Origin of the sequence: Paraburkholderia caledonica NBRC 102488, from assembly GCF_000685095.1 — a bacterium.
Lineage (GTDB): Bacteria > Pseudomonadota > Gammaproteobacteria > Burkholderiales > Burkholderiaceae > Paraburkholderia > Paraburkholderia caledonica.
Window position 1 is genome coordinate 651,226 of sequence record NZ_BAYE01000001.1, and the last position, 23,702, is coordinate 674,927.

Consider the following 23,702-nt stretch of genomic DNA (forward strand, 5'->3'; position numbering starts at 1 on the left):
TTCCCTGAGGAAACCCATCGTGACGTCTTCCGGATCGGCGCGCCCTGCCCGCCGCAACACTGCATCGCCCAACGCTTCCACTGTCGACGCCGACGCGTCCATGGCCTCCGCATCGTCTAGCGCTGGCGCCGCCCAGCCCGGCAAAGTCAAACGGGCGTCCTCCAGCGCGAAGGCTGCGAACGCCGCGAAAGCCATCAAGGCCGATAAGACCACCGCGCCGGCCAAGCCGGAAATAGCCGTCAAGGCTTCGAAAGCGGACAAGCCGGCCAAAACCGCGTCCGCCACGAACAAGGCCGAGGTGAAGACGAACTCGAAAGCGCAAGCCAAGAACAAAGCGGAAGACAAGGTGGAAGACAAGGCTGAAAACAAGGCGCCGAACCTGCAAGCCGTCTCCGGGGACACCGTCGTCGCCGCGCCGAAAACCAACGGCCGCACGCGCGCCGACAAGGACCATCCGCTCTTCCAGGACATCCGCTATCTGGGGCGGCTGCTCGGCGACGTGCTGCGTGAACAGGAAGGCGACGCGGTGTTCGACGTCGTTGAAACAATCCGCCAGACGGCCGTGCGTTTTCGCCGTGAAGACGACAACGCCGCCGTGCAGACGCTCGACAAAAAACTGCGCTCGCTGAGTCCCGAACAGACGGTCAGCGTGGTGCGCGCGTTCAGCTACTTCTCGCATCTCGCGAATATCGCCGAAGACCGCCACCGCAATCGCCGTCACCGGATTCACGCGCTGGCGGGCTCCGCCGCGCAGCCGGGCACCATTGCCTATGCGCTGGAGCGGCTCGTCGAAGCGGGCACCGCCGCCACGCCAGTGCTGCAGCAATTTTTCAACGACGCGCTGATCGTGCCCGTGCTGACGGCGCACCCAACGGAAGTGCAGCGCAAGAGCATTCTGGACGCAGAGCACGACGTCGCACGCCTGCTCGCCGAACGCGATCAGCAGTTGACCGACCGCGAACGTGCGCATAACGAAGCAATGCTGCGCGCGCGCGTCACGTCGCTGTGGCAAACGCGGATGCTGCGCGACTCGCGGCTCACGGTCGCCGATGAAATCGAAAACGCGCTGTCGTACTACCGCGCTACCTTCCTCGAAGAAATCCCTGCGCTATATGCCGACATCGAAGAGGCGCTCAAGGAACACGGCCTCGAAGCGCGTCTGCCTCCGTTCTTCCAGATGGGCAGCTGGATCGGCGGCGACCGCGACGGCAATCCGAATGTCACGGCCGAAACGCTCGAACATGCGATCGCGCGCCAGGCGGAGGTGATCTTTGAACACTATCTCGAGCAGGTGCACAAGCTCGGCGCGGAATTGTCCGTGTCGAATCTGCTCGCCGGCGCGAGCGACGAGCTCAAAGCGCTTGCAGAGGTTTCGCCTGACCGTTCGCCGCACCGTACCGACGAACCTTATCGCCGTGCGCTGATCGGCATGTACACGCGGCTCGCGGCAAGTGCGCGCGTGCGTCTCGGCGAAGGCAGCGTGCCGCTGCGCAGTGCGGGCCGCGGCGCAGCGCCGATTCGCGCGACGCCGTACGACGACGCGTCCGAATTCGTGCGCGATCTGCACGTGCTGATCGATTCGCTCGCCGCGCATCATGGCGCGCCGCTCGCGGCGCCGCGTTTGGCACCGCTCGCGCGCGCGGCCGAAGTATTCGGCTTTCATCTCGCGAGCATCGACTTGCGCCAGAGTTCGGACATCCACGAAGCGGTGATCGCCGAACTGCTGAAGCGCGCGGGCGTTCATGACGACTACGCCGCGCTCGCCGAAAGCGAGAAGCTCGAAGTGCTGCTCGCAGAGCTTACGCAGCCGCGCCCGTTGCGCCTGCCGTATGCAGAGTACTCGGATCTCGTGAAGAGCGAACTCGGCGTGCTGGAGCAAGCGCGTGTCACGCGTGAAAAATTTGGCGCGCGCGCGGTTCGCAACTACATCATTTCGCACACCGAGACAGTCAGCGATCTGGTCGAAGTCATGCTGCTGCAAAAAGAGACCGGCCTGCTACAAGGCCGGCTCGGCGACGCGAATGATCCGGCGAGAGCCGCGCTGATGGTCATCCCGCTCTTCGAGACGATCCCTGACTTGCGCAACGCGCCGCACATCATGCGCGATCTCCTTGCGCTGCCGGGCGTCGACTCGATAATCGAACATCAGGGCAACGAGCAGGAAGTGATGCTCGGCTACTCGGACAGCAACAAGGATGGCGGCTTTCTCACGTCGAACTGGGAGTTGTATCGCGCGGAACTCGCGCTCGTGTCGCTCTTCAACGAACGCAGCATCACGCTGCGCCTTTTCCACGGACGAGGCGGCACCGTCGGCCGCGGCGGCGGCCCGACTTATCAGGCGATTCTGTCGCAGCCGCCCGGCACGGTCGACGGTCAGATTCGCTTGACGGAACAAGGCGAAGTGATCGCGAGCAAGTTCGGCAATCCGGAAATCGGCCGGCGCAATCTTGAAACGGTGGTGGCCGCGACGCTCGAAGCATCGTTGCTGCCGCATGGCACGGCGCCCGCGGAACTGCCGGTTTTCGAATCCACGATGCAGCAATTGTCCGACGCGGCCATGGCCTCGTATCGCGCGCTCGTGTATGAAACGCCCGGCTTCAAGGAGTATTTCTTCGAGTCCACGCCGATCTCGGAGATCGCCGAACTGAACATCGGCAGCCGTCCCGCGTCACGCAAGTTGCAGGATCCGAAGCAACGCAAGATCGAAGATCTGCGCGCGATCCCGTGGGGTTTCTCGTGGGGCCAATGCCGGCTGTTGCTGACCGGCTGGTATGGTTTCGGCACTGCGGTGGCCGCGTATCTCGACGACGCACCGAGCGATGCCGAGCGCGGACGCCGTCTCGCGCAACTCAAGAAGATGCACAAGACCTGGCCGTTCTTCTCGACGCTGCTCTCGAACATGGACATGGTGCTGGCGAAGACCGACCTTGCGGTGGCCTCGCGCTACGCGGCGCTCGTCACCGACAAGAAGCTGCGCAAGCATGTGTTCGAGCGGATCGTCGCGGAATGGGAGCGTACGTCCAAAGTGTTGTCGGAGATCACCGGCAAGAGCGAACGGCTCGCCGAAAATCCGCTGCTCGCGCGTTCGATCAAGAACCGCTTTCCGTATCTCGATCCGCTTAATCACCTGCAGGTCGAATTGCTCAAGCGTTACCGCGCGGGCGACACCAACGCGCGCGTGCGGCGCGGGATTCATCTGAGCATCAACGGTATCGCGGCGGGGTTGCGCAATACGGGCTGACGGTTCGGGATGGCAGTGGCGTTTGCAGGCGCCGCTGCCCATGTCCGCATGCCTTCTCAACCCGCTTCGACCATCAACGCGTCCAGCTTGAAAGAGCCGTCTTCCTTCACGTCGAAATAGTGCCGCACTTCATCCGGCGAATTGCGCCACAGCGACTGGATCGCCGCCACGCGCTCCTCAGGCGTGCGCATGCGCGCCACCCACGAACTGAACTCGATGTCGATGCGCCAGCGCTCGCGAATCGAGGCCTTGAACTGTGCGGTTTCGAAGAGCGCGATCCATTCGTCAGCGCGGTAATCGCGAATATGTGAGCCGTCGCGCAGGAGTTCTATTGCCTGGATATGCGTGTCCAGCAACGGATGGTCTATACCGGCGATGTCGACGAACAGCACCCGGCCGCCCGGCTTCAGTACGCGCCGCACTTCGGCGAGCGCCAGCGCCACGTCGTGCCAGTGATGCGCGCTCATCCGACTGATGACCCAATCGAACGTGTGATCGGCGAACGGCAATTTCTCGGCCGCGCCCTGCTGCGTGCGAATGTTGGCGAGGCCGCGATCCTTCGCGGCGCCTTCCACCGTGGCCAGCATCGGCGCAGCGATGTCGTAGGCGATCACTTCTTTCGCATGCGGCGCGACCGCGAAACTCGCGTGGCCCGCGCCGCAGCCCATGTCGAGCACCGTCGCATCCGGCGTCGCCGCGATCGACTCGGCAAGCGTCCGCAGATCCGCGCCGGTTGCGTGGGTCGGACTCGTCAAATAGGCGGCGGCGGTCGACCCGAAGGCGTCGGCGACCTGATCGTGATGCTTCATGAATAGCTCCGGTTGTCTGCGTGGGACTGTGTTGTAGGTCCGCGTTTCTGGTGCTGGCAGCGCGGCCTGCCGTTCGAGCCGCTACGCCGCTACAATAGAGCCCGCCGTGTACCAGTACAAGTTAAGCAATTATTCTGGTATCTATACCACCCTCCTCACGCCGCACCAAACGAATGACCACGCGAACGAGCACGCCAGCTTCCGCCGACAACCCGCCGCCGCTCGATGCCACGCCCGCCCGCGCGCTGGGCGACTTCATCCGCGCGCACCGCGAGCGGCTGTCGCCGCAAGCGGTCGGCCTGCCGCCGGGCCCGCGCCGCCGCACGCCCGGCTTGCGGCGCGAGGAAGTCGCGCAGCTGTGCGGCGTGAGTCCGACGTGGTACACATGGATCGAGCAGGGGCGTCCGGTTTCTGCTTCCGCGGACGCGCTCGCACGTATCGCCGTCGCGCTGCAACTGTCGCGGGCCGAGCGGGCGTATCTGTTCGAACTGGCCGCCCAGCGCGATCCGGCCGAGCCCGACCCGGCCGCCGCCGACGCGCCCGCGACACTGCTCGAAACCGTGCAACTCGTAGACGCGCCCGCTTATGTGCTCGACCGTCAATGGAATGCGCTCGCCTGGAACGAACGCGCGGCCGATCTTTTCGTCGGCTGGCTCGACGGTTCGCATGATCGCAATCTGCTGCGCTACACGTTCACGGAACCGGCGGCGCGCGAGCTGATCGTCGACTGGGACACGCGCGCGCGACGTCTAGCCGCCGAGTTTCGCGCGGATTCGATTCGTCATCTGAACGACGCGCCAACGCGTGCGCTGATCGATTCGCTCACCGCGGCGAGCGACGCGTTTGCGCGCTTCTGGGCCTCGCAAGACGTCGGAGGCCGCGAAGGCGGACGGCGCGAATTCAATCATCCGCGCGACGGCCGGCTCGTCTACGATCAGATTACGTTCAAGCCCGCGCATCGCGAAGATCTCAAGCTGGTAGTGCTGGTGCGCGAATAGGCCGTGACACGGGCCGCCAATGCAGGCCGCAGGCCAGCGCGTCGTATGAGCAGGCGTGCGAGCCGCGGTGAGCCGACAGGCGCGGGTTCGTCGTCGGCGCGGCGTTGCGCCAGTGTTAAAATCCCTGTCTTTTCATGCTTCGGCGGTGCGCTTGCAGTCATGCCAGGCGCATCCGCGTCGTCAGCTTCATACCGCTCGCCCGATCGCCTTTAACTGCTGGATAACTGCCGCTTAACTGCCCAAAACCATGACGTCCCAACTGCACAAAAAAGGCGAAGCCTGGTCGGCTCGCTTCTCGGAGCCGATGTCGGAGCTCGTCAAACGCTACACGTCGTCGGTTTTCTTCGACAAGCGTCTCGCGCTCGTCGACATTGAAGGGTCGCTTGCGCACGCCTCGATGCTGGGTGCGCAGAAGATCATCGCCGCCGAAGACCTCGCCGCGATCCAACGCGGCATGGCGCAGATCAAGGGCGAAATCGAGCGAGGCGAGTTCGAGTGGCAACTCGACCTGGAAGACGTTCACCTGAACATCGAAGCACGCCTGACCGCGCTGATCGGCGACGCCGGCAAGCGTCTGCACACGGGCCGCTCGCGTAACGACCAGGTCGCGACCGACATCCGCCTGTGGCTCCGCGGCGAGATCGACCGCATCGGCGCGTTGCTGAAGGAACTGCGCACGGCGCTGCTCGACATGGCGGAGAAGAACGCGTCGACCATCATGCCCGGCTTCACGCACTTGCAGGTCGCGCAGCCGGTCACGTTCGGCCATCACCTGCTCGCCTACGTCGAAATGTTTTCTCGCGATGCCGAGCGGATGCTCGATTGCCGCAAGCGCGTGAACCGTCTGCCGCTGGGCGCAGCGGCGCTCGCCGGCACGAGCTATCCGATCGACCGTCACGCGGTGGCAAAGACGCTCGGCTTCGACGGCATCTGCGCAAACTCGCTCGACGCCGTGTCCGACCGCGATTTCGCAATCGAATTCACGGCGGCGTCGGCGCTCGTCATGACGCACATCTCGCGCTTCTCCGAAGAACTCGTGCTGTGGATGAGCCCGCGCGTCGGCTTCATCGACCTGGCCGACCGCTTCTGCACGGGTTCGTCGATCATGCCGCAGAAAAAGAATCCCGACGTGCCCGAACTCGCGCGCGGCAAGACCGGCCGTGTGAACGGTCATCTGATGGCGCTGCTCACGCTGATGAAAGGCCAGCCGCTCGCGTACAACAAGGACAATCAGGAAGACAAGGAACCGCTGTTCGACACGGTGGACACCGTTGCCGATACGCTGCGCATCTTCGCTGAAATGGTCGCGGGCATTTCGGTGAAACCGCAAGCCATGCGCGACGCCGCATTGCAAGGATTCTCGACGGCAACCGATCTCGCCGACTACCTGGTCAAGCGCGGCCTGGCGTTTCGCGACGCGCACGAAGCCGTTGCGCTGGCCGTGCGCATCTGCGCGGATCGCGGCTGCGATCTCGCGGACCTCACGCTCGATGAAATGCGCGCGGAATTGCCGAACGTCGCGCATCTGATCGGCGACGACGTGTTCTCGTACCTGACGCTCGAAGGCTCGGTTGCAAGCCGCAATCATCCTGGCGGCACCGCGCCCGAGCAGGTGCTGGCCGCAGTCAAAGCGGCACGGCAAGCGTTGAACTGACACGCGTCGAGTTGCGAACGCGCCTGCATGGGCGCGTTCATGCACGGCGAATTGCGAAGGCGAACTCGTTGGCGAGTTCGCCTTTTTTTCTGGCGCCTAAGTCGACATACCGGGGGCGAACGCGGATTGAAACCCTGCGGTTTTTGACTACGATCTAAGCAGGTTCTGCCCTTTTTAGTGGTTCATCATGCTTACCCGCACGCGCCTGCTTCGCCCCATGACTGAATGCCGCGCTCGCCGCGGCTGCGCATGGTCACTACCTCTACGCGGCACGGCATACGTTGCGTTGCTGGCACTCGCCGTCACCGGCTGCACGTTCACGCCGCCGCCAAGCGCGGTCGTCGCAACGCCGCCCACCGCAGTCAACAGCGTGACGCTCGATCAGTATCGGGAGGCGGTCGCGCAACGCATCGTCGAGCGCAATCCTTCGTATGTACTGCGCGGCAAGCCGCAAGCGATGCTGCGCTCGCTCGTCGTGGTGTCGTTCACCGTCGATCGCAACGGGCACGTGGTGGCATCGTCGGTGTATCGCACGAACGGCGACGACGAAGCGGAAAGCACCGCGCTCGCCACGTTGCGACGTGCATCACCGCTGCCGTTGCCGCCGGGCAAATTGCTGAACGGCCGCGGCCAGCTCGAACTGTTCGAAGATTGGCTCTTCAACGACGACGGCAAGTTCCAGCTGCGCGAACTGGCCTCGCCGCAAGCGCTGACCATCGACTGAGCGCGGCCTGGCCGATCGGCCAGCCGCCTTGCTGCGCGCGCGCCTCGCTCGCTATAATTTTCCGATTCCCTCGCCGGAGCCTCCGGCACGGTGCAGGCCGCCCGCTCATCCGCCGGCGCGGCTTGCAGCCACCTGTCGCGGCGCCGCGTCATCCACGCGCGCCACGCAAACGCCTTTGCTGCGTGGCGGCGTGATCGCCATGCACGCGCATAAGGCCCCATTCGCGCGCGAGTCCAACGGACGACGCTGTATGCTGCGGGTTCGTCGCCCGCCAGCGTGATTGCCGACGCGAGTCCGACTCAAGCGCACGAACCTGAACAAAGATGCCGATCGACCGCGCCGCTGCGCAGCCACACTGCGCCCCTATCGAGCGAGGCGACGCGGCATCACGATACATGGAGACCCTGCATGTCCACATCGCCGATTTCCGCGGCCGAGCCTAATGCGGCCGGACACACCAACAGCGCGCGGATCATCTTCGCTAGCTTCATCGGCACCGCGATCGAGTTCTACGATTTCTATGTCTACGCGACCGCCGCGGCGCTCGTTATCGGCCCGGTGTTTTTTCCGCATGGCTCGGCAACGGCTCAGGCCCTGTCGGCCTTCGTCACGTTCGGCATTGCGTTCGTCGCGCGGCCGATCGGCTCGTTCCTGTTCGGCCATTTCGGCGACCGCATCGGCCGTAAATCGACCCTCGTCGCGTCTTTGCTCGTGATGGGCGTCTCGACCACGCTGATCGGCTTCGTGCCGGGCTACGACTCGATCGGCAGTCTTGCACCGATCCTTCTGTGCATCTTGCGTTTCGGCCAGGGCATTGGCCTCGGCGGTGAATGGGGCGGCGCGGCGCTGCTCGCCACCGAAAACGCGCCTGCCGGCAAGCGCGGCTGGTTCGGCATGTTCCCGCAACTCGGACCGTCGATCGGCTTTCTCGCGTCGAACGGCCTCTTCTTCGCCCTTGCGATGTCGTTGAGCGACGCGCAGTTCCGTAGCTGGGGCTGGCGCGTGCCGTTCCTCGTAAGCGCGGTGCTGGTCGCGCTCGGGCTTTACGTGCGGCTGAAGATCGCGGAGACGCCGGCCTTCCAGGCCGCCATCGAGCGTCAGGAGCGCGTTAAGGTGCCCATCGCGACGCTGCTGTCGCGGCATTGGGTGCCCACGCTGCTGGGCGCGCTGGCAATGGTGGTCTGCTACACGCTGTTCTATAACGCGACTACGTTCTCGCTGTCGTATGGCGTGTCGGTGCTGCACATTCCGCGGCAGACCTTCCTCGGGCTGCTGTGCATTGCCGTGGTGTTCATGGCACTTGCCACGCCGCTGTCCGCCTGGGCAAGCGACCGCTATGGCCGCAAGCCGGTGCTGATCGTGGGCATCGTCGCAGCGGTCCTGTCGGGCTTCACCATGGCGCCGCTCCTCGGCAGCGGGCAAACGCCGCTCGTGCTGCTGTTCCTCGTCATCGAACTATTCCTGATGGGCGTGACCTTCGCGCCGATGGGCGCGCTGCTGCCCGAACTGTTTCCCACCAACGTCCGCTATACCGGCGCGGGTGTGTCATACAACCTCGGCGGGATTCTCGGCGCATCGGTTGCGCCGTACATTGCGCAAATGCTGGCCGCGCGCGGCGGGCTGCCGTGGGTGGGCGCGTATGTGTCGATCGCCGCGGCCGTCAGCATGATCGGCGTGCTGTGCATGCGCGAGACGCGCGACTCGCGCCTGATGTGACGCGGCGATAGACAGGTAGGGAACCTCGGCGGGTTGATCGCTGAAGTCCCCGCCTGGCGGAGGTTTCGCTGAGTGAATCCCCTGCCTTGCGCGCCTTTTTGACTTGCCTATACTCGACCTGAATGACCCTATGGCAAGCAGGGAGGCCCGGATGAACCTTCACTTACATAATGCCGACGTCGTGACGATCATCGCGCTCGCGTTGTTGTGTTCGCTGCTGCTGGCGCTGCGCTTTCGCCCCGCCACCTGGAAAGGCATTGTCGTCGAGGCGCTGGCGGCGAACGCGGCAGCCATTACCGCTGTGATCGCGTTCGAGATGTTGGCGGCCTGACGCCAGGACCGGCCGTTGCGGGCCAGCTTTGGCCAGCCGCCAGCTTAACGGTAGTAATAGCCGTGATGGTGGTAGTAGCCTCCACCGCCGTAGTAGTAGCCCGGCGCCGGCGCGACAACGCAGCCGCCAAGCAGGGTTGCGAGTACGGTGCCGGCGATCAGAGTCAGGAGCAGGCGTTTCATGTTGTTCTCCATCGAGTCAGGTTCGTTCGAGAAATCTCGAATGACTCGATTGAACACGACGTGCGGCTGCCAGAACGTTGCCAGTTGTAAGGGAAGATCACGCGCGTGTTACAGGTTCGCCGATCCGCGCGCCCCGTCTGGACACATGGCAATGCACGCTCACATCCGATGAAAACAGCGCCTATACTGACTTGAAGGTCGGTCGGGAACGGGCCTTGAAGGTGTCGCCTTGTGGCTTCCTAAAGACGGTAAGGGCGTCTGCCAGGCACGGCTTGCGAGCGCCGTTCAGCCCGCATTCGTCAACTACAAGGAAGCGCGCAACGAAAGCGCACAGTAGGCGAGCACTCCACCGACCAACGAAAAGCGACAGATTTAACAACCGTGTAATGAGCGCTTTGCGAGTCGCATGGTTACGCAGCAAGCCGAATCCTTTTCGCCCGGCGTTCCCCGACGCGGGCGTTTATAGGGGCGTCACGTCATAGTGCCGGTGGCAAGGCACTCTGCGCGCGGCGCCCTTTTCTTTTGAGCAAACGATTGCGGTCGAGGCTGCGCTCAAGCCGCAGCAGAACCCTGCCCGGCGACGGCGGGCGGCTTGCTGTGCACGTAGTCGATGGCATCGAGCACGGCGCTGATGGGCGGCACCGAAAGGCCGTCGCCGACCGAGATCGAGCGGAATGGTGCTTCTACGCCGCAATGTTCAGGCGACGTCGATACGAAAACCATAACCGTGCGCTTCAGCAGCGCATGTGCGAGGTGGACAAAACCTGTGTCTGCGCCGACCACCAACGAGCACGCGTCGATCATTTGCGCGATTTCCGTCACGGTCATCTTTGGCAGAACCTTGGAGCCTGGCACTTGCGCGGCGATCTGCTCGGCCTCGATGCGCTCGCCTTCCGAACCCCACGGCAAGACTACGCGGAAGCCGCGTCGAGAAAGCTCGTTGCCGACCACCGCCCAATGCGAGATCGGCCACTTCTTGTCGTCTTTCGACGTCGCATGAAAAAGCGCGGCGACTGGCGCGCGCTCGCCTTCGAACGGGGGTCTCACCGGCTCCGGCAACTTCAGGTCGTAGACGGGCGGGCCTTCTACTTCGTAGCCGAGAGCCTCGCCCGCGCTGATACGCATGCCATGCCACGCATTGCATTGCGGACGCGGACCAAAGCGCCCCGTGTACGCGAACGCAGCGCCCCGCTCGCCCAGATCCTGCGACTGGTAGCCGATGCAACGCGACGAGCGGGCCAGAAACGCGATGATCGCGCTTTTGTACACGCCGTGAATGTCGATGATGTAATCGTAGCGATGCGCACGCAGTTCCGCGATGGACGCCGCGATCGCCTTGAAGTCGGCCCAACGGCGCGCTTTCTTGAAACGCCGCAGCGGCGCGAACAGTACGCGGTCGATACCCTTGCACCATTGCGCCACTTCGGCGAATGCTTCGTCTGCGGCCCAATCCACCTCAACGCCAGGAAATGCGCGTTTGATGTCCGCTACGACGGGCAGCGCTTGCACGATATCGCCGAGGGAGGTGACCTTGACGATAAGGACTCGCTTCATTGAGGGCCTTCGGTTGTTCAACGTCAAAATATTTTAGCCGACGAATGGAATAGTCTTTGCTGAAACGGGCAATGCGGCCGCCGGAAAACAATACGGCGTCTTACATCGCGCGCCTTACAGCTTACCTTTTTACTTTATTTCACAACGCTTTCATACGGTTTTACGTTTTCCGCAAGCTTTATACTTCATCCTTTGCACATCCAGATCTCATGTCGCGAGCGCAACCTCTTCTTTCTTCCGGGATCGTGCGTCGCGCGAGACGCCTTTGGCGCCAGTACGGCATTTTCTGGCTCGGGGCGATCGCGGTCGGCCTCGTGGCGGTGCTCTACGCGCGGCTGATCGACTGGGGCTACGAGGAATTCCGCACCGTGCAACGCGAGCACGTGTGGGCGCCGCTCATCATCACACCCGCGGTGGCCGCGCTCGCCGTATGGCTCACGCGCAAGTTCTTTCGCGGCGCCGAGGGCAGCGGCATTCCTCAGGTAATCGCCACGCTTCATTCGAAACCCGGCGAATATGGCGCGCGACTGCTGTCGTTTCGCATTCTGTTCGGCAAGATCGTGGTGTCGTTTCTGGCGATTCTCGGCGGATTTACGATCGGCCGAGAAGGTCCGACCGTGCAAGTGGGCGCGGCCCTCATGTTCAATCTGCGCAGACTATATCCGCGTTCGAATGCGCTGATCGAGCGGCAACTGGTGCTGGCCGGCGCGGCTGCGGGTCTGTCGGCGGCGTTCAATACTCCGCTCGCGGGTATCGTGTTCGCCATCGAGGAACTGACTCGCAGTTTCGAAGCCCGCGCGAGCGGCGTGCTGATTACCGCCATCATCATTGCCGGTGTGATCGCGCTGGGACTGAATGGCAACTATACGTACTTCGGCACCATTCAGATCGGGGCGCACTTTCCCAACCTGCTCGCGCTCGCGGTGCTGCTCACGGCCATCATTACGGGCATTGCGGGCGGCGTGTTCTGCTGGCTGCTGTTGAACACCGCGCGCTGGATTCCTGCGCCGCTGCGTCAACTGCACGGCGAGCGGCCCGTCGCGTTCGCCGCGCTGTGCGGCTTCGTGATCGCCGGAGTCGGCCTGATTTCGGGCGGCACCACGTTCGGCAGCGGCTACGCGGAAGCGCGCGGTTTGCTCGACGGGCACGAACAGCTGTCGGTGTTCTATCCGTTCCTCAAAATGATTTCGATGGTCGGCTCGTACCTGCCCGGCATTCCAGGCGGCATCTTCGCGCCATCGCTGTCGATCGGCGCGGGCTTCGGCAATCTGCTGCACATGGTGTTCGGCTCCATGCAACTGCCGATGCTGATCGCCCTCGCCATGGTCGGCTATCTGGCCGCCGTCACGCAATCGCCGATCACGTCTTTTGTGATCGTGATGGAGATGATCAATGGTCACGCGCTCGTGATTTCGCTGATGGCCACCGCGCTGATTGCGAGCCGCGTGTCGCGCCTTTTCGCACCGCCGCTATACGAGGCGCTGTCCGAGCGCTACATGGCGCCGCTGCCGCGCCCGGCGCCCGCTCCGGTGCCGGAAGTGCCCGCGGTGGATGCGCCAGAAGTCGACGCATCGGAGCCGGTGGCGGAAGCGATCGCCGCAGATAGCTCCAACGAGAGGTCCGCTGACAGTTCTGCTCATCCCTCCGCTCGCACTTCCGCCGACAACCCAACCGATCGACCCGCTGACAGGCCAGCTGAAGGCGGCTCGCCCGCACCTCGTCCGTGAGCCGCGCTCGCCCACGCTCGCCGACATTCACGCTCGGCGCGCGCATCGACACGCGCCAACCGCGAGCAGCAGACTTATAAGGTCTGCGGAATCTCTATCTTGACCTCGAGCACCTCGAGGTCGTCCTGGCGCTCGAGACTCACGCGGATGTCGTCGTCGGAAATCCGCACATACTTGGAAATCACGGCGACCAGTTCGCGTTGCAACGCAGGCAGATAATCGGCGGGAGCATGACCGCCGGCGCGCTCGTGCGCGATGATCAACTGCAGGCGTTCCTTCGCTACCGACGCGGATTTCTTCTTCTCGCCCAGCAAAAACGAAAGAATCGACATAACGTGCGCTCCCCTTACTTGGTGCCGAAGAGGCGCTGCAGCAGCCCGGGCTTCTGGTAATCGGTAAAGCGAAGCGATTTCTGCTCGCCGAGAAAACGCGATACGACGTCTTTATAAGCTTCGGCCACGTCGGTGCCGTCGAGATGCACTGCAGGCAGACCCTGATTCGACGCGTGCAGCACCGCTTCGGATTCCGGGATCACGCCGATCAGGTCGATGCGCAGGATTTCCTGGATGTCGGTCAGCGACAGCATCTCGCCTTCGCTCACGCGCTTCGGGTTGTAGCGCGTGATCAGCAGGTGCTCCTTGATCGGCTCCTTGCCTTCTATCGCGCGCTTGGTTTTCGACGACAGGATGCCGAGAATGCGGTCCGAGTCGCGCACCGACGACACTTCCGGGTTCGTCACGATCAGCGCTTCGTCGGCAAAGTGCATGGCGAGGAGCGCGCCGGATTCGATACCGGCCGGCGAGTCGCACACGATGTATTCGAAGTCCATCGCGATCAGGTCGTTGATGACCTTCTCGACGCCTTCCATGGTCAGCGCGTCTTTGTCACGCGTTTGCGAGGCCGGCAGAATGAAGAGGTTCTCGCACTTCTTGTCCTTGATCAGCGCCTGGTTCAGATTGGCTTCGCCCTGAATGACGTTGATCAGGTCGTACACGACGCGGCGCTCACAGCCCATGATGAGATCGAGATTGCGCAGACCGACGTCGAAGTCGATCACGGCGGTCTTGCTGCCACGCAACGCGAGGGCCGATGCAAAACTCGCGCTCGTGGTCGTCTTGCCCACGCCACCTTTGCCCGATGTCACCACAATGATTTTTGCCATTACCCTTACCTTGTGTTCGTCAAATTCGTCAATTATGTGCGGCCATATTTCGCCCCCGACGCCGCGCGCCGTCAACGTTCGGCGCAGCGGACCCGACAGCGCTTACGTGAGCCGCAATGGTTCGATCATCAACTTTTCGTCTTCGAGCCAGATCTGCACCGGCTTGCCGAGCACGTCGGCCGGCAGCGGGTTCTCGGTCGTCCGATAGATGCCCGCGATCGAGATGAGTTCCGGTTCGAGACACGTGCAGAAGATGCGCGCGTCGTGATTGCCTTGCACGCCGGCGAGCGCACGGCCGCGCAACGGCGCATAGATATGGATGTTGCCTTCAGCGATAACTTCCGCGCCGTAGCTCACGAGCCCGAGCACGACGAGATCGCCCTTTGCGTAGATGCGCTGCCCCGAACGCAGCGGCTTCTCCACCACCATGGTTTGCGAAGACGTGGCAAGACGCACGGGCTCGGCGGCCGGCGCAGGCGCGGGCTCGACCGCCGCGGCTGCGGCCGTCTGATTCGCAGGCGCTGCGCTTGTGCCTGAGTTCGCGCCTGAGTTTGCTGCGTCGGCCATGTCCGCCGCCGATGCGCCTGCGGTTTCTTCGTCAGCCGATTTTGCGGACGCGCCGCGGCGGTCGCGCGCTTCGAGCAACGGCAGCGCCGACTCCGCTGCCCACGACTGCTGCGTGTCGGCGACCACGCCGACCGGACGCATGCGCACGCTCTCAAGCAGCTGTGCAATCTCGGCGAGCGGCACGCGTTCGTTGCCGGCGAGCCGGCGCACGTCTATCGCGACGACGTCGTTAGCGAAAAATTCGGGGGTCGCCTCGAAGCGCCGGTTCAGCTCGGCACGCATGGCATCGAGGTCGGTTGTCTTGACCACAAACAGGAGCGTGTCGACGGAACCGCTGCGGAGTTCGAAAAAGGGCGATTTCTTGGGCGACATAACGTTCGGCAAAAATTTTGCGTATTTTACAGGCGTCCGCGCGCGCGGCGAGATTTTTTGCCGGGCAACGAGCGGCTGAATGTTCACACGTGCTCGCGCGGAAACGATCGACCCGCGCGGCACATGAACGGGCGAGGCGGGAACGCTGCTGGAATGCGGACGGAGATGCGGATGGAGATGCGGACAGAGACGCGGACGGGAATTCGAAACAGGCGGCGGACGGTTGCGCTACTCGATAGCTCACTGGTCGACTGCTGTCGACGTGGGCGGCACGTGGCGAACCAGCAGACTTTCGACCTGCTCGGGCGCACGCGCGACGCGCCGATGTTCGCCGGTCGGCCCGAAACCTAGCGCTTCGTAAAAACGCATCGCGCTGCGATTCGAGTCGGCGACCCATGCGTAGATTTCCGCCGCGCCCTCGTTGGCAAGCCAGCCGCTAGCCGTATCGACCAGCAACTCTCCGCCGCGCAGATGCCGGACCGCAGGCGCCACCCACAACTCGCACACGAACGCGCGGCGCTCATCGGCTTCTTCGAAGTGCGCTTCAACCAGGCCGGCCGGATGACCCTCGGTGTAGAGAATGAAAGTGCCGATGGCGGCAGAAACCGCGTGTTCTGCGGCGACGGCGTCAAAGCTCGCGGCATCCGCGGACAATGCGTCTTCTAGCGTTGCGCCGAACGCATAGGGCGCCTCACGCAGGGACGCTGTACGAAGTTCGCGAAAAACGGCGCCCTGATCAGCGGCGATACGGCGAACGGTCAGTGACGGACTCATGCAGACGAAAACCCCTTGAAACCTTAAGCCGTAGCTTTAACCGAACCGGCGCGAGAGTCAATTCATTCTTTGACGGGCGATCTTATCGCGCAAGCCGGTTCACGCAAAGCGCGCAGGCAACTTTGAGCATTTCGCGCGCCTGGCGCCCGGCGCCGTGCCCGTCGACGTCATGCGCAGCGCGTTTGCCTCACGGTGCTGCGTAGCTGCCGGTGCCGTCCGGCCAGGGCGTGAGGAGTTCGTAGCCGTCGTCGGTGACCGCGATCATGTGTTCCCACTGCGCTGACAGCGAGCGGTCTTTCGTGACCACCGTCCAGCCGTCGCGCAATACCGTGGTACCGGCGCGGCCCGCGTTGATCATCGGCTCGATCGTAAAGACCATGCCGGGCTTCAGACGCACGCCTTGGCCCGGCTGGCCGTAATGCAAAACCTGCGGGTCTTCGTGATAAACCTTGCCGATGCCGTGGCCACAGTAGTCGCGCACGATCGAAAAACCATCGCGCTGCGCGACCTTCTGGATCGCGTGGCCGACATCGCCAAGCGTCGCCCCCGGCTTCACTTCGCGAATGCCCGCGAGCATCGCCTCATACGTCGTGTCGACCAGTTGACGAGCCACCGTGCTCGGCTGGCCGACGCAGTACATGCGGCTCGTGTCGCCGAAGTAGCCGTCTTTGATGATCGCCACGTCGATATTGATGATGTCGCCGTCTTTCAGCACTTCGCTGCGGTTCGGAATGCCGTGGCAAACCACCTGATTGACCGATGTGCACACCGTCTTTGGAAAACCCAGATAACCGACGTTGGCCGGAATCGACTTTTGCGTGTTGACGATGTAGTCATTGCACAGTGCGTCCAGCTCGTCGGTGGAGACACCGGCCTTCACGTGCTCGCCGATCATGGCCAGCACGTCGGCCGCAAGGCGGCCAGAGATACGCAGCTTGGCAATGTCGTCGGGAGTCTTGTAGGTAATGGCCATGTATTCGGTCGATGGGTTCGCAGGTAGGTCGATATTCAATCGAACGGCCAATTGTACAGAGGATCGGCGCGGGGGCCGGGCAAAGCGGGGAAGAGGTCGATGCGTCAGCGATAAGTTAGCATCGCTTATGAATGCCAGACTTATATGCGACGTCAGAACGACAGGTCATTTGACAAGCGGAAACGAAAACAGGCCCCGAAGGGCCTGTTTTCTGAATTTGGCGGAAAGGGTGAGATTCGAACTCACGGTACCCCTAAAGGTACACCGGATTTCGAGTCCGGCGCATTCGACCACTCTGCCACCTTTCCGTGTTTTCCGACTTGCCACAACGAGGCGGTTTTGTCAGATCCAAGCGGGTCGCTGCTTGGGAGAGAAAGATTATAGAACAGCTGATCTGGATTTCCAAGTACCTCGCCGAAAAAATTTCGACGAATCCCGGCGATCCAAACCACGCGGTTGCGTCCACGCGACGCGAATCAGGCCGCCGGCACTTCCAGCCGCTCGACGCCGCCAAGGTATGGTCGCAGTGCCGCCGGCACCGTCACGGAGCCATCGGCGTTCTGGAAGTTCTCGAGCACCGCCACGAGGGTGCGACCCACCGCAAGACCCGAACCGTTCAGCGTATGGACGAGTTCCGGCTTGCCTTGCGCGTTCCGGTAGCGCGCCTGCATCCGGCGAGCCTGGAACGACTCCGTGTTCGAACAGCTGGAAATTTCGCGATAGGTGTTCTGCGCCGGCAACCAGACTTCGAGGTCGTAAGTCTTGGTCGCCGAGAAACCCATGTCGCCCGTGCACAGCGTGATCACGCGGTACGGCAATTCCAGCTTCTGCAAAATCGTCTCAGCGTGGCCGACCATCTGCTCCAATGCGTCATACGACGTTTCCGGCGCCACGATCTGCACCATTTCAACCTTGTCGAACTGATGCTGACGGATCATGCCGCGCGTGTCGCGCCCATACGAGCCCGCTTCCGAACGGAAGCACGGCGAATGTGCGGTCAGTTTGATCGGCAACGCACCCGCTTCGACGATGCTGTCGCGCACCGTGTTCGTCAGCGAAATTTCCGACGTGGAGATCAGATACTGCGTCACGGTGTTTTCGCCGCCGCCCTTCTCGACGCGGAACATGTCGTCGGCGAACTTCGGCAGCTGGCCGGTACCGTACAGGATTTCCGGATTCACGATATACGGCGTGTAAATCTCCGTATAGCCATGCTGCTGCGTGTGCGTGTCGATCATGAACTGCGCGAGCGCACGATGCAGCCGCGCAATCTGCCCGCGCAGCATCGTGAAGCGCGCGCCCGACAGCTTGGCGCCGGTCTCGAAATCGAGGCCGAGCGGCGCGCCGACATCCACGTGATCCTTGACTTCGAAATCGAACTGACGCGGCGTGCCCCAACGGCGCACCTCGACGTTGTCCGCTTCGTCGCGTCCTGTCGGCACGCTCTCATGCGGAAGATTCGGCACGCCGAGCAGAAGATCCGACAGACGTTTTTGAATGTCGTCGAGCTTCGCTGCCGACGCCTTCATCTCGTCGCCGATGCCGCCGACTTCCGCCATCACGGCCGAAGTGTCCTCGCCCCGCCCTTTCATCGCGCCGATCTGCTTCGACAGGCTGTTGCGGCGCGCCTGCATTTCTTCGGTGCGAGTCTGGGTGTCGCGGCGTTCCGCTTCGAGCGCGGTAAACGCCGCCACGTCGAGGGTATAGCCGCGGTCGGCGAGGCGTTTCGCGACGCCGTCGAGGTCTTTGCGCAGCAGCTGGATGTCGAGCATGGGATGGGGCGGTGTTCGTTGTATGAAGATGGGATTTTAGCGCACCGGCGGCACCGGACAGGCTCAACTCTTCTTGGGCTTGTTCTCGTTGCGCCACTGCGCGTCGAGTTCGGCAAGACGCGCCATCTTGTCGCCTATCTTGCCTTCGAGGCCGCGCGGCGTCGGCGTGTACCAATGCGGATCGCGCATGTTCTCGGGCAAATACGTCTCGCCGGCCGCGTATGCATCCGGTTCGTCGTGTGCGTAGCGATACTCGTGGCCGTAGCCGAGCTCCTTCATGAGCTTGGTCGGCGCGTTTCGCAGGTGCACCGGCACGCCGCGCGACTTGTCCTTGCCCACGAAGCGGCGCGCCTCGTTGTACGCGTTGTAGCCGGCATTGGACTTCGGCGCGACGGCCAGGTAGATGATCGCCTGCGCGAGCGCCAGTTCGCCCTCGGGCGTGCCGAGTCGCTCGTAGGTCTCGGCGGCGTCGAGCGCGATGCGCGCCGCACGCGGGTCGGCAAGCCCGATGTCCTCCCACGCCATCCGGACGATGCGGCGCGCCAGATAGCGCGGGTCCGCGCCGCCGTCGAGCATGCGGCAGAACCAGTAGAGCGCGCCGTCCGGGCTGCTGCCGCGCACCGACTTATGCAGCGCGCTGATCTGGTCGTAGAAAGCGTCGCCGCCCTTGTCGAAGCGGCGCAGATTCTCGGCGAGCGCGCTGCCGAGCAACGCGCCGTCGATCTCCGTGGTCTTCTGCTGCGAAGCCGCGCGCGCGACGATCTCAAGGTTGTTCAGCAGCTTGCGGCCGTCGCCGTCGGCGGAACCGATCAGCGCATCGCGCGCTTCGTCGGTAAACGTCAAGCCGCCGAGTTCCTGTTGCGCGCGCTCGAGCAGTTCGCCCAACTCTTCCTCGGTGAGACTTTTGAGCACGTAGACGGCGGCGCGCGACAGCAACGCGCTGTTCACTTCGAACGACGGATTCTCCGTAGTCGCGCCGATGAACACGAAGAGCCCCGACTCGACATGCGGCAAGAACGCGTCTTGCTGACTCTTGTTGAAGCGATGCACTTCGTCGACGAACACTAGCGTCTGATGCCCGTTCGCGCGATGAATCTGCGCGGTCTCCACCGCCTCGCGAATATCCTTCACGCCGGACAGCACCGCCGACAACGCGATGAATTCCGCGTGAAACGCGTCGGCCATGAGCCGCGCGAGCGTGGTCTTGCCGACGCCGGGCGGCCCCCAGAGGATCATCGAATGCGCTTCACCGGATTCGAAGGCGACCCGCAGCGGCTTGTTCGGGCCGAGCAGATGCTTCTGACCGATTACTTCGTCGATATTGCGGGGCCGCAGGCGTTCGGCGAGCGGAACATTGGCACGGGTTTCTTCGAACATGACGTTTTGGGGATAATCTCGGCTTTTCCGGACGCGGCCCGCACGATGGTCCGTGTGATGATCGGCCTGAAGGCGGCATGCTGCCGGACGAGAGCGCAAAACCCGCACGCGCGAGGCGTGGGAAACGTCCTGCATTATGACAGTGACCGCGCCAGGACGAACGGCGCGCATCCTGAACATGCACGCTGACTCGCAAACAAGAGCACCCGGAACAGCAACTGCAACACGACTCAGGGACAAGACCCAATGGCACAAGATCCACTCGCCGGCGACGCCGGTTCCACCTACGCGCCGCTCACGCCGGTACCCGACGCGCGCCGCGCCTTCCGTACCGGCGACGCGTTCGCGCTCTGGTTCTCGCTCGGCATCGGCCTGCTGGTCGCGCAAGCCGGCGCGCTGCTAGTGCCGGGACTGTCGCTGCCGCACGCGCTGCTGGCCAGCGTGATCGGCAGCGCGATCGGCGTGGTTCTGCTCGCGCTCGCGGGCGTGATCGGCACGGACACCGGGCTCGCGGCGATGTCCTCGCTGCGTCCGACGCTCGGCGTGCGCGGCGCGTCGGTGCCGGCTGTGCTGAACGCCGTGCAACTGGTCGGCTGGGGTTCGTTCGAAATCATCGTCATGCGCGATTCCGCCGACGCTCTTGCCAAGCAGGCGTTCGGTCTTTCCATGCCGCTCGTCTGGACCATCATCTTCGGCTTGCTGGCGACGCTGCTCGCGATCAGCGGCCCGCTCTCGTTCGTGCGGCGCTTTCTGCGCACGTGGGGCATCTGGCTACTGCTCGCGGGCGCGGCATGGCTCACATGGAGCCTGCTCGCGCAGCATGACCTGAGCGCGATGATGCGCCGCCCGGGCACCGGCGAGATGTCGTTCGGCGGCGCTATCGACCTCGTGGTGGCGATGCCGCTTTCCTGGCTACCGTTGATCGCGGATTACACGCGCTTCGGCCGCCGCGCCGGCGACACGTTCCGCGGCACGCTGCTCGGCTATGGCATTGCGAACATCTGGTTCTATGCATTGGGCGCGATCTACGGTCTGGCCGCCGGTGGCGGCGACGCGCTGCTGACAAGCGCGCTTGCGCAAGCCGGCGGCGGGCTCGCATTGCTGCTTATTCTGATCGACGAAGTGGACAACGCATTCGCCGACATTCATTCAGCGGCGGTGTCGACGGGCACCTTCTGGGCGCGCGGCAGTGTGCCGATGCTGTCGGCGGCGTTCGGCGCGCTGTGCACATTGATCGCGCTGCTTATACCGATGGCGAAGTATCAGAATTTCCTTCTGTTGATCGGCTCGGTGTTCGCGCCGCTTTTCGGCGTGGTGCTGGTCGATCACTTCATCGTGCGCAAGCGCCGTATAGAAGCCGCCATGCTCGCCGACGTACGCGGTCGTTACGGCTTCTCGGGCGGCTGGCATCTGAGCGCGTTCATTGCGTGGGCGATCGGCATTGCCGCTTATCAGGCGATCAACCAATGGTTGCCGAATCTCGGCGCGACGCTGCCCGCGCTGGTGATCGGCGCGGTGTGTTACCTCGCGTTCGTGTCGACGCGTAAAGCCGCGTACGCGTGAGCGGCTCAGTACGCCGTAATTAAAGAAAAGGGCTGCATTTGCAGGCCTTTTTCGTTGCATCCGCCGCGCATCGCAGCGGATGGCGACCAAGCTCAGCGAGCAGCAGTCCGGTACTCGACGCCCGGCAGCACGCACAACAACTCGAACGCCAGGTTCGCGGCGAGCAGCGCCGTCGTGCCAAACGGATCGTACGGCGGCGCCACCTCCACCAGATCGCATCCGACGATATTCAAGGCGCGGGCACCGCGAATGATTTCGAGCGCCTGCGGCACGGTCAGCCCGGCGATTTCCGGCGTGCCGGTGCCGGGTGCAAAGGCCGGGTCGATACCGTCGATGTCGAACGTGATATAGACCGGGCCGTCGCCCATGCGCTCGCGCACGCGTGCCATTAGCGGCGCAAGCGACTGGTTCCAGCATGCCTCGGCCTGCACGACTTCGAAGCCCTGATCGCGGCACCAGTCGAAATCTTCTGCCGCGTAGCCCGTGCCGCGCAGACCGATTTGCACGACGCGCTCGCAATCGAGCAATCCCTCTTCGACCGCGCGACGAAACGGCGTGCCGTGGGCAATTTTCTCGCCCATCATTGTGTCGTTGACGTCGGCGTGGGCGTCGACGTGAATCAGGCCGACCTTCCCGTGCTTGCGATGAATCGCCCGCAAAATAGGCAACGCGATGGTGTGATCGCCGCCAAGCGTGACCGGCTTGCAATCGTGCTCAAGTATCTCGTCGTAAGCGGTTTCGATCCGGGCGATCGAATCGTGCAGGTTGTACGGATTGATCGCGACGTCGCCCAGATCGGCCACGCGCAGAGAATCGAATGGCGCCGCGCGCGTTGCCATGTTGTAAGGGCGCAGCAGCACCGATTCGCTGCGAATCTGGCGCGGCCCGAAGCGCGCGCCAGTGCGGTTGGACGTGCCCAGGTCGAACGGCACGCCGACGAAACATGCGTCGAATCCCTCCGCCGAGCCCACGTTCGGGAGGCGCATCATCGTGGCAATGCCGCCGCAGCGCGGCATTGCATTGCCGGACAGCGGCTGCGGCCGTTCACCGGCTTCAGGAGAAATGAAAGAAGAAGTATTCATCGTGGCTCGGCAATGAAAAGAAGACGCAGCAGTTGGGAATCTGCAAACCGGCTACCTGTTACGTGCGCTCATGCCTTCCGGAGGCACTCGGGAACGCATGCAAGCCGGGTGAACCTCCATTCTTGAGCACTTCACGTCAACTTAAAATAGCCGCGCAGTAACCTTTACATCGATTTACAGCGATGTATCCTGACGCATGTTCTCCCAACTCACCGACCTCGATTTACGACTCATCCGCGTGTTCCTTGCGATCGTCGACGCGGGCGGCGTCTCGTCGGCCCAGGCCACGCTCAACGTCGGCCAGTCGACCATCAGCGCGCAACTCGCCACGCTCGAAACGCGCCTCGGGTATCGGCTATGCGAACGCGGCCGCGGCGGCTTTCGCCTGAGCGCGCGCGGCGAACAGTTCGCCGATGCCGCTCGCGCGCTGCTCGGTGCCGTCGACAGCTTCGGCATGCAGGCGCGCAATGTCGGCCGCAAGCTCGTGGGCACACTCGACATCGGCATGATCGGGCACACGCCCGTATCGGCAAGTGCGCGCATTAGCAGCGCAATCGGCCGGTTTCGCTCGCGCGACCAGTCAGTGCGATTTTCGATTCTGGTGCGCTCGCCCGGCGAGCTCGAAGAGTTACTGCTCAATGGCCGGATTCAGGTGGGCATCGGGTATTTCTGGCATCGCGTGCCGTCGCTCGAATATACCGAGGTGTTTGCCGAAGACCAGTTCGCATATTGCGCGAAAGGACATCCGCTGTTTGCTTCAGCCGGCGGCGTGTCGCCCGAGCAAGCTGCAACGCACGAATGGGCGTGGCGCACCTATCCGTTGCCCGAAGCGGAAAGTTCGACAACGCCGCGTAACGTCACCGCGGTCGCGGACAACATGGAAGCGGTCGCGATGCTCGTGCTATCCGGGCATCACCTTGGCTATCTGCCCGGACACTTCGCGGCGCCGTTCGTCGAGCAAGGACTGCTCGCCGCGTTGAACCCGGAGCTAATGCGTTATCGCGTCGCGTTTCATATGGTCACGCGGACGCGGCAGCATCGAACGGATATTGTCGAAGCGTTCATCGACGATATGAAGGCAGCCCATGCCGTCGAAGCGAAAGCGTAGCGCGCTCGCCGCGTTG

Annotated in this window: 20 protein-coding genes and 1 tRNA gene; 9 read left to right on the forward strand and 12 right to left on the reverse strand. The window is 63.4% G+C overall.

The features are described 5' to 3' along the window. Positions 1 to 19: 19 nt before the first annotated feature. Positions 20 to 3,241 carry a phosphoenolpyruvate carboxylase gene (gene ppc, locus BCA01S_RS03020; RefSeq protein WP_027775642.1) on the forward strand — a complete coding sequence of 1,074 codons (3,222 nt, stop codon included), beginning with the start codon at positions 20 to 22 and terminating at the stop codon, positions 3,239 to 3,241. A 56-nt stretch (positions 3,242 to 3,297) separates the two neighbouring features. Here ppc and BCA01S_RS03025 read toward each other — a convergent pair whose 3' ends face one another. Further along, on the reverse strand, positions 3,298 to 4,050 hold the full coding sequence (locus BCA01S_RS03025) for a class I SAM-dependent methyltransferase (RefSeq protein WP_027775643.1): 753 nt from the start codon (positions 4,048 to 4,050) through the stop codon (positions 3,298 to 3,300). Between the two features lie 173 nt (positions 4,051 to 4,223). Here BCA01S_RS03025 and BCA01S_RS03030 point away from each other — a divergent pair, with 173 nt between their 5' ends. The 5 genes from BCA01S_RS03030 to BCA01S_RS03055 all read left to right on the forward strand — a co-directional run bounded on the left by BCA01S_RS03030 (position 4,224) and on the right by BCA01S_RS03055 (position 9,473). After that, on the forward strand, positions 4,224 to 5,048 hold the full coding sequence (locus BCA01S_RS03030) for a helix-turn-helix transcriptional regulator (protein WP_027775644.1): 825 nt from the start codon (positions 4,224 to 4,226) through the stop codon (positions 5,046 to 5,048). Positions 5,049 to 5,295: 247 nt separating this feature from the next. Next, complete coding sequence (gene argH / locus BCA01S_RS03035) at positions 5,296 to 6,702, forward strand: argininosuccinate lyase (protein ID WP_027775645.1); 1,407 nt, start codon at positions 5,296 to 5,298, stop codon at positions 6,700 to 6,702. A 187-nt stretch (positions 6,703 to 6,889) separates the two neighbouring features. Further along, positions 6,890 to 7,426 (forward strand): energy transducer TonB family protein, encoded by a 537-nt coding sequence (locus BCA01S_RS03040; RefSeq protein WP_027775646.1) that lies wholly within the window; start codon positions 6,890 to 6,892, stop codon positions 7,424 to 7,426. Between the two features lie 408 nt (positions 7,427 to 7,834). Beyond that, entirely contained in the window at positions 7,835 to 9,142 is a 1,308-nt protein-coding gene (locus BCA01S_RS03050) for an MFS transporter (protein ID WP_020065218.1), read from the forward strand. A gap of 151 nt (positions 9,143 to 9,293) precedes the next feature. Continuing rightward, entirely contained in the window at positions 9,294 to 9,473 is a 180-nt protein-coding gene (locus BCA01S_RS03055; RefSeq protein ID WP_027775648.1) for a hypothetical protein, read from the forward strand. Between the two features lie 44 nt (positions 9,474 to 9,517). Here BCA01S_RS03055 and BCA01S_RS38395 read toward each other — a convergent pair whose 3' ends face one another. Both BCA01S_RS38395 and waaC read right to left on the reverse strand, forming a co-directional pair. Then, entirely contained in the window at positions 9,518 to 9,655 is a 138-nt protein-coding gene (locus BCA01S_RS38395) for a hypothetical protein (protein ID WP_164701812.1), read from the reverse strand. A gap of 552 nt (positions 9,656 to 10,207) precedes the next feature. Further along, a complete protein-coding gene (gene waaC, locus BCA01S_RS03070; protein WP_027775649.1) occupies positions 10,208 to 11,209 on the reverse strand; it encodes a lipopolysaccharide heptosyltransferase I in 1,002 nt (333 codons plus the stop codon). 209 nt (positions 11,210 to 11,418) lie between these two features. Between waaC and BCA01S_RS03075 the strand changes: the two genes are divergently transcribed. Continuing rightward, the gene (locus BCA01S_RS03075) at positions 11,419 to 12,936 is read left to right on the forward strand and encodes a chloride channel protein (protein WP_027775650.1); all 1,518 of its coding nucleotides are present in this window, start codon (positions 11,419 to 11,421) and stop codon (positions 12,934 to 12,936) included. Between the two features lie 74 nt (positions 12,937 to 13,010). Here BCA01S_RS03075 and minE read toward each other — a convergent pair whose 3' ends face one another. The 8 genes from minE to BCA01S_RS03115 all read right to left on the reverse strand — a co-directional run bounded on the left by minE (position 13,011) and on the right by BCA01S_RS03115 (position 19,933). After that, positions 13,011 to 13,268 carry a cell division topological specificity factor MinE gene (gene minE / locus BCA01S_RS03080; protein ID WP_020065213.1) on the reverse strand — a complete coding sequence of 86 codons (258 nt, stop codon included), beginning with the start codon at positions 13,266 to 13,268 and terminating at the stop codon, positions 13,011 to 13,013. Positions 13,269 to 13,282: 14 nt separating this feature from the next. Then, positions 13,283 to 14,098 carry a septum site-determining protein MinD gene (gene minD, locus BCA01S_RS03085; RefSeq protein WP_007175863.1) on the reverse strand — a complete coding sequence of 272 codons (816 nt, stop codon included), beginning with the start codon at positions 14,096 to 14,098 and terminating at the stop codon, positions 13,283 to 13,285. Positions 14,099 to 14,200: 102 nt separating this feature from the next. Then, positions 14,201 to 15,037, reverse strand: a complete 837-nt coding sequence (gene minC, locus BCA01S_RS03090; protein ID WP_027775651.1) for a septum site-determining protein MinC — start codon at positions 15,035 to 15,037, stop codon at positions 14,201 to 14,203. Between the two features lie 240 nt (positions 15,038 to 15,277). Continuing rightward, positions 15,278 to 15,811: a GNAT family N-acetyltransferase gene (locus BCA01S_RS03095; RefSeq protein ID WP_027775652.1), complete on the reverse strand. Its 534-nt coding sequence runs from the start codon at positions 15,809 to 15,811 to the stop codon at positions 15,278 to 15,280. 187 nt (positions 15,812 to 15,998) lie between these two features. Next, positions 15,999 to 16,784: a type I methionyl aminopeptidase gene (gene map / locus BCA01S_RS03100; protein ID WP_027775653.1), complete on the reverse strand. Its 786-nt coding sequence runs from the start codon at positions 16,782 to 16,784 to the stop codon at positions 15,999 to 16,001. A 218-nt stretch (positions 16,785 to 17,002) separates the two neighbouring features. Beyond that, positions 17,003 to 17,092 (reverse strand) — tRNA-Ser (locus BCA01S_RS03105). 168 nt (positions 17,093 to 17,260) lie between these two features. Beyond that, positions 17,261 to 18,556, reverse strand: a complete 1,296-nt coding sequence (gene serS, locus BCA01S_RS03110; RefSeq protein ID WP_027775654.1) for a serine--tRNA ligase — start codon at positions 18,554 to 18,556, stop codon at positions 17,261 to 17,263. A gap of 63 nt (positions 18,557 to 18,619) precedes the next feature. Next, complete coding sequence (locus tag BCA01S_RS03115; RefSeq protein WP_027775655.1) at positions 18,620 to 19,933, reverse strand: replication-associated recombination protein A; 1,314 nt, start codon at positions 19,931 to 19,933, stop codon at positions 18,620 to 18,622. Positions 19,934 to 20,179: 246 nt separating this feature from the next. Between BCA01S_RS03115 and cytX the strand changes: the two genes are divergently transcribed. After that, positions 20,180 to 21,496 (forward strand): putative hydroxymethylpyrimidine transporter CytX, encoded by a 1,317-nt coding sequence (gene cytX / locus BCA01S_RS03120; RefSeq protein ID WP_027775656.1) that lies wholly within the window; start codon positions 20,180 to 20,182, stop codon positions 21,494 to 21,496. A 92-nt stretch (positions 21,497 to 21,588) separates the two neighbouring features. On the opposite strand, the gene speB is transcribed toward cytX, so the two are convergent. After that, on the reverse strand, positions 21,589 to 22,578 hold the full coding sequence (speB, locus tag BCA01S_RS03125) for an agmatinase (RefSeq protein WP_027775657.1): 990 nt from the start codon (positions 22,576 to 22,578) through the stop codon (positions 21,589 to 21,591). A 196-nt stretch (positions 22,579 to 22,774) separates the two neighbouring features. Between speB and BCA01S_RS03130 the strand changes: the two genes are divergently transcribed. Beyond that, entirely contained in the window at positions 22,775 to 23,686 is a 912-nt protein-coding gene (locus tag BCA01S_RS03130; protein WP_027775658.1) for a LysR family transcriptional regulator, read from the forward strand. Positions 23,687 to 23,702 lie beyond the last annotated feature (16 nt).

What these genes read in the sequence shown, in the direction of transcription:
- BCA01S_RS03025 (WP_027775643.1), bottom strand. Translation starts at nt 4,050, where the DNA reads ATGAAGCATCACGATCAGGTCGCCGACGCCTTCGGGTCGACCGCCGCC.
- BCA01S_RS03030 (WP_027775644.1), top strand. Translation starts at nt 4,224, where the DNA reads ATGACCACGCGAACGAGCACGCCAGCTTCCGCCGACAACCCGCCGCCG.
- argH (WP_027775645.1), top strand. Translation starts at nt 5,296, where the DNA reads ATGACGTCCCAACTGCACAAAAAAGGCGAAGCCTGGTCGGCTCGCTTC.
- BCA01S_RS03040 (WP_027775646.1), top strand. Translation starts at nt 6,890, where the DNA reads ATGCTTACCCGCACGCGCCTGCTTCGCCCCATGACTGAATGCCGCGCT.
- BCA01S_RS03050 (WP_020065218.1), top strand. Translation starts at nt 7,835, where the DNA reads ATGTCCACATCGCCGATTTCCGCGGCCGAGCCTAATGCGGCCGGACAC.
- BCA01S_RS03055 (WP_027775648.1), top strand. Translation starts at nt 9,294, where the DNA reads ATGAACCTTCACTTACATAATGCCGACGTCGTGACGATCATCGCGCTC.
- BCA01S_RS38395 (WP_164701812.1), bottom strand. Translation starts at nt 9,655, where the DNA reads ATGAAACGCCTGCTCCTGACTCTGATCGCCGGCACCGTACTCGCAACC.
- waaC (WP_027775649.1), bottom strand. Translation starts at nt 11,209, where the DNA reads ATGAAGCGAGTCCTTATCGTCAAGGTCACCTCCCTCGGCGATATCGTG.
- BCA01S_RS03075 (WP_027775650.1), top strand. Translation starts at nt 11,419, where the DNA reads ATGTCGCGAGCGCAACCTCTTCTTTCTTCCGGGATCGTGCGTCGCGCG.
- minE (WP_020065213.1), bottom strand. Translation starts at nt 13,268, where the DNA reads ATGTCGATTCTTTCGTTTTTGCTGGGCGAGAAGAAGAAATCCGCGTCG.
- minD (WP_007175863.1), bottom strand. Translation starts at nt 14,098, where the DNA reads ATGGCAAAAATCATTGTGGTGACATCGGGCAAAGGTGGCGTGGGCAAG.
- minC (WP_027775651.1), bottom strand. Translation starts at nt 15,037, where the DNA reads ATGTCGCCCAAGAAATCGCCCTTTTTCGAACTCCGCAGCGGTTCCGTC.
- BCA01S_RS03095 (WP_027775652.1), bottom strand. Translation starts at nt 15,811, where the DNA reads ATGAGTCCGTCACTGACCGTTCGCCGTATCGCCGCTGATCAGGGCGCC.
- map (WP_027775653.1), bottom strand. Translation starts at nt 16,784, where the DNA reads ATGGCCATTACCTACAAGACTCCCGACGACATTGCCAAGCTGCGTATC.
- serS (WP_027775654.1), bottom strand. Translation starts at nt 18,556, where the DNA reads ATGCTCGACATCCAGCTGCTGCGCAAAGACCTCGACGGCGTCGCGAAA.
- BCA01S_RS03115 (WP_027775655.1), bottom strand. Translation starts at nt 19,933, where the DNA reads ATGTTCGAAGAAACCCGTGCCAATGTTCCGCTCGCCGAACGCCTGCGG.
- cytX (WP_027775656.1), top strand. Translation starts at nt 20,180, where the DNA reads ATGGCACAAGATCCACTCGCCGGCGACGCCGGTTCCACCTACGCGCCG.
- speB (WP_027775657.1), bottom strand. Translation starts at nt 22,578, where the DNA reads ATGAATACTTCTTCTTTCATTTCTCCTGAAGCCGGTGAACGGCCGCAG.
- BCA01S_RS03130 (WP_027775658.1), top strand. Translation starts at nt 22,775, where the DNA reads ATGTTCTCCCAACTCACCGACCTCGATTTACGACTCATCCGCGTGTTC.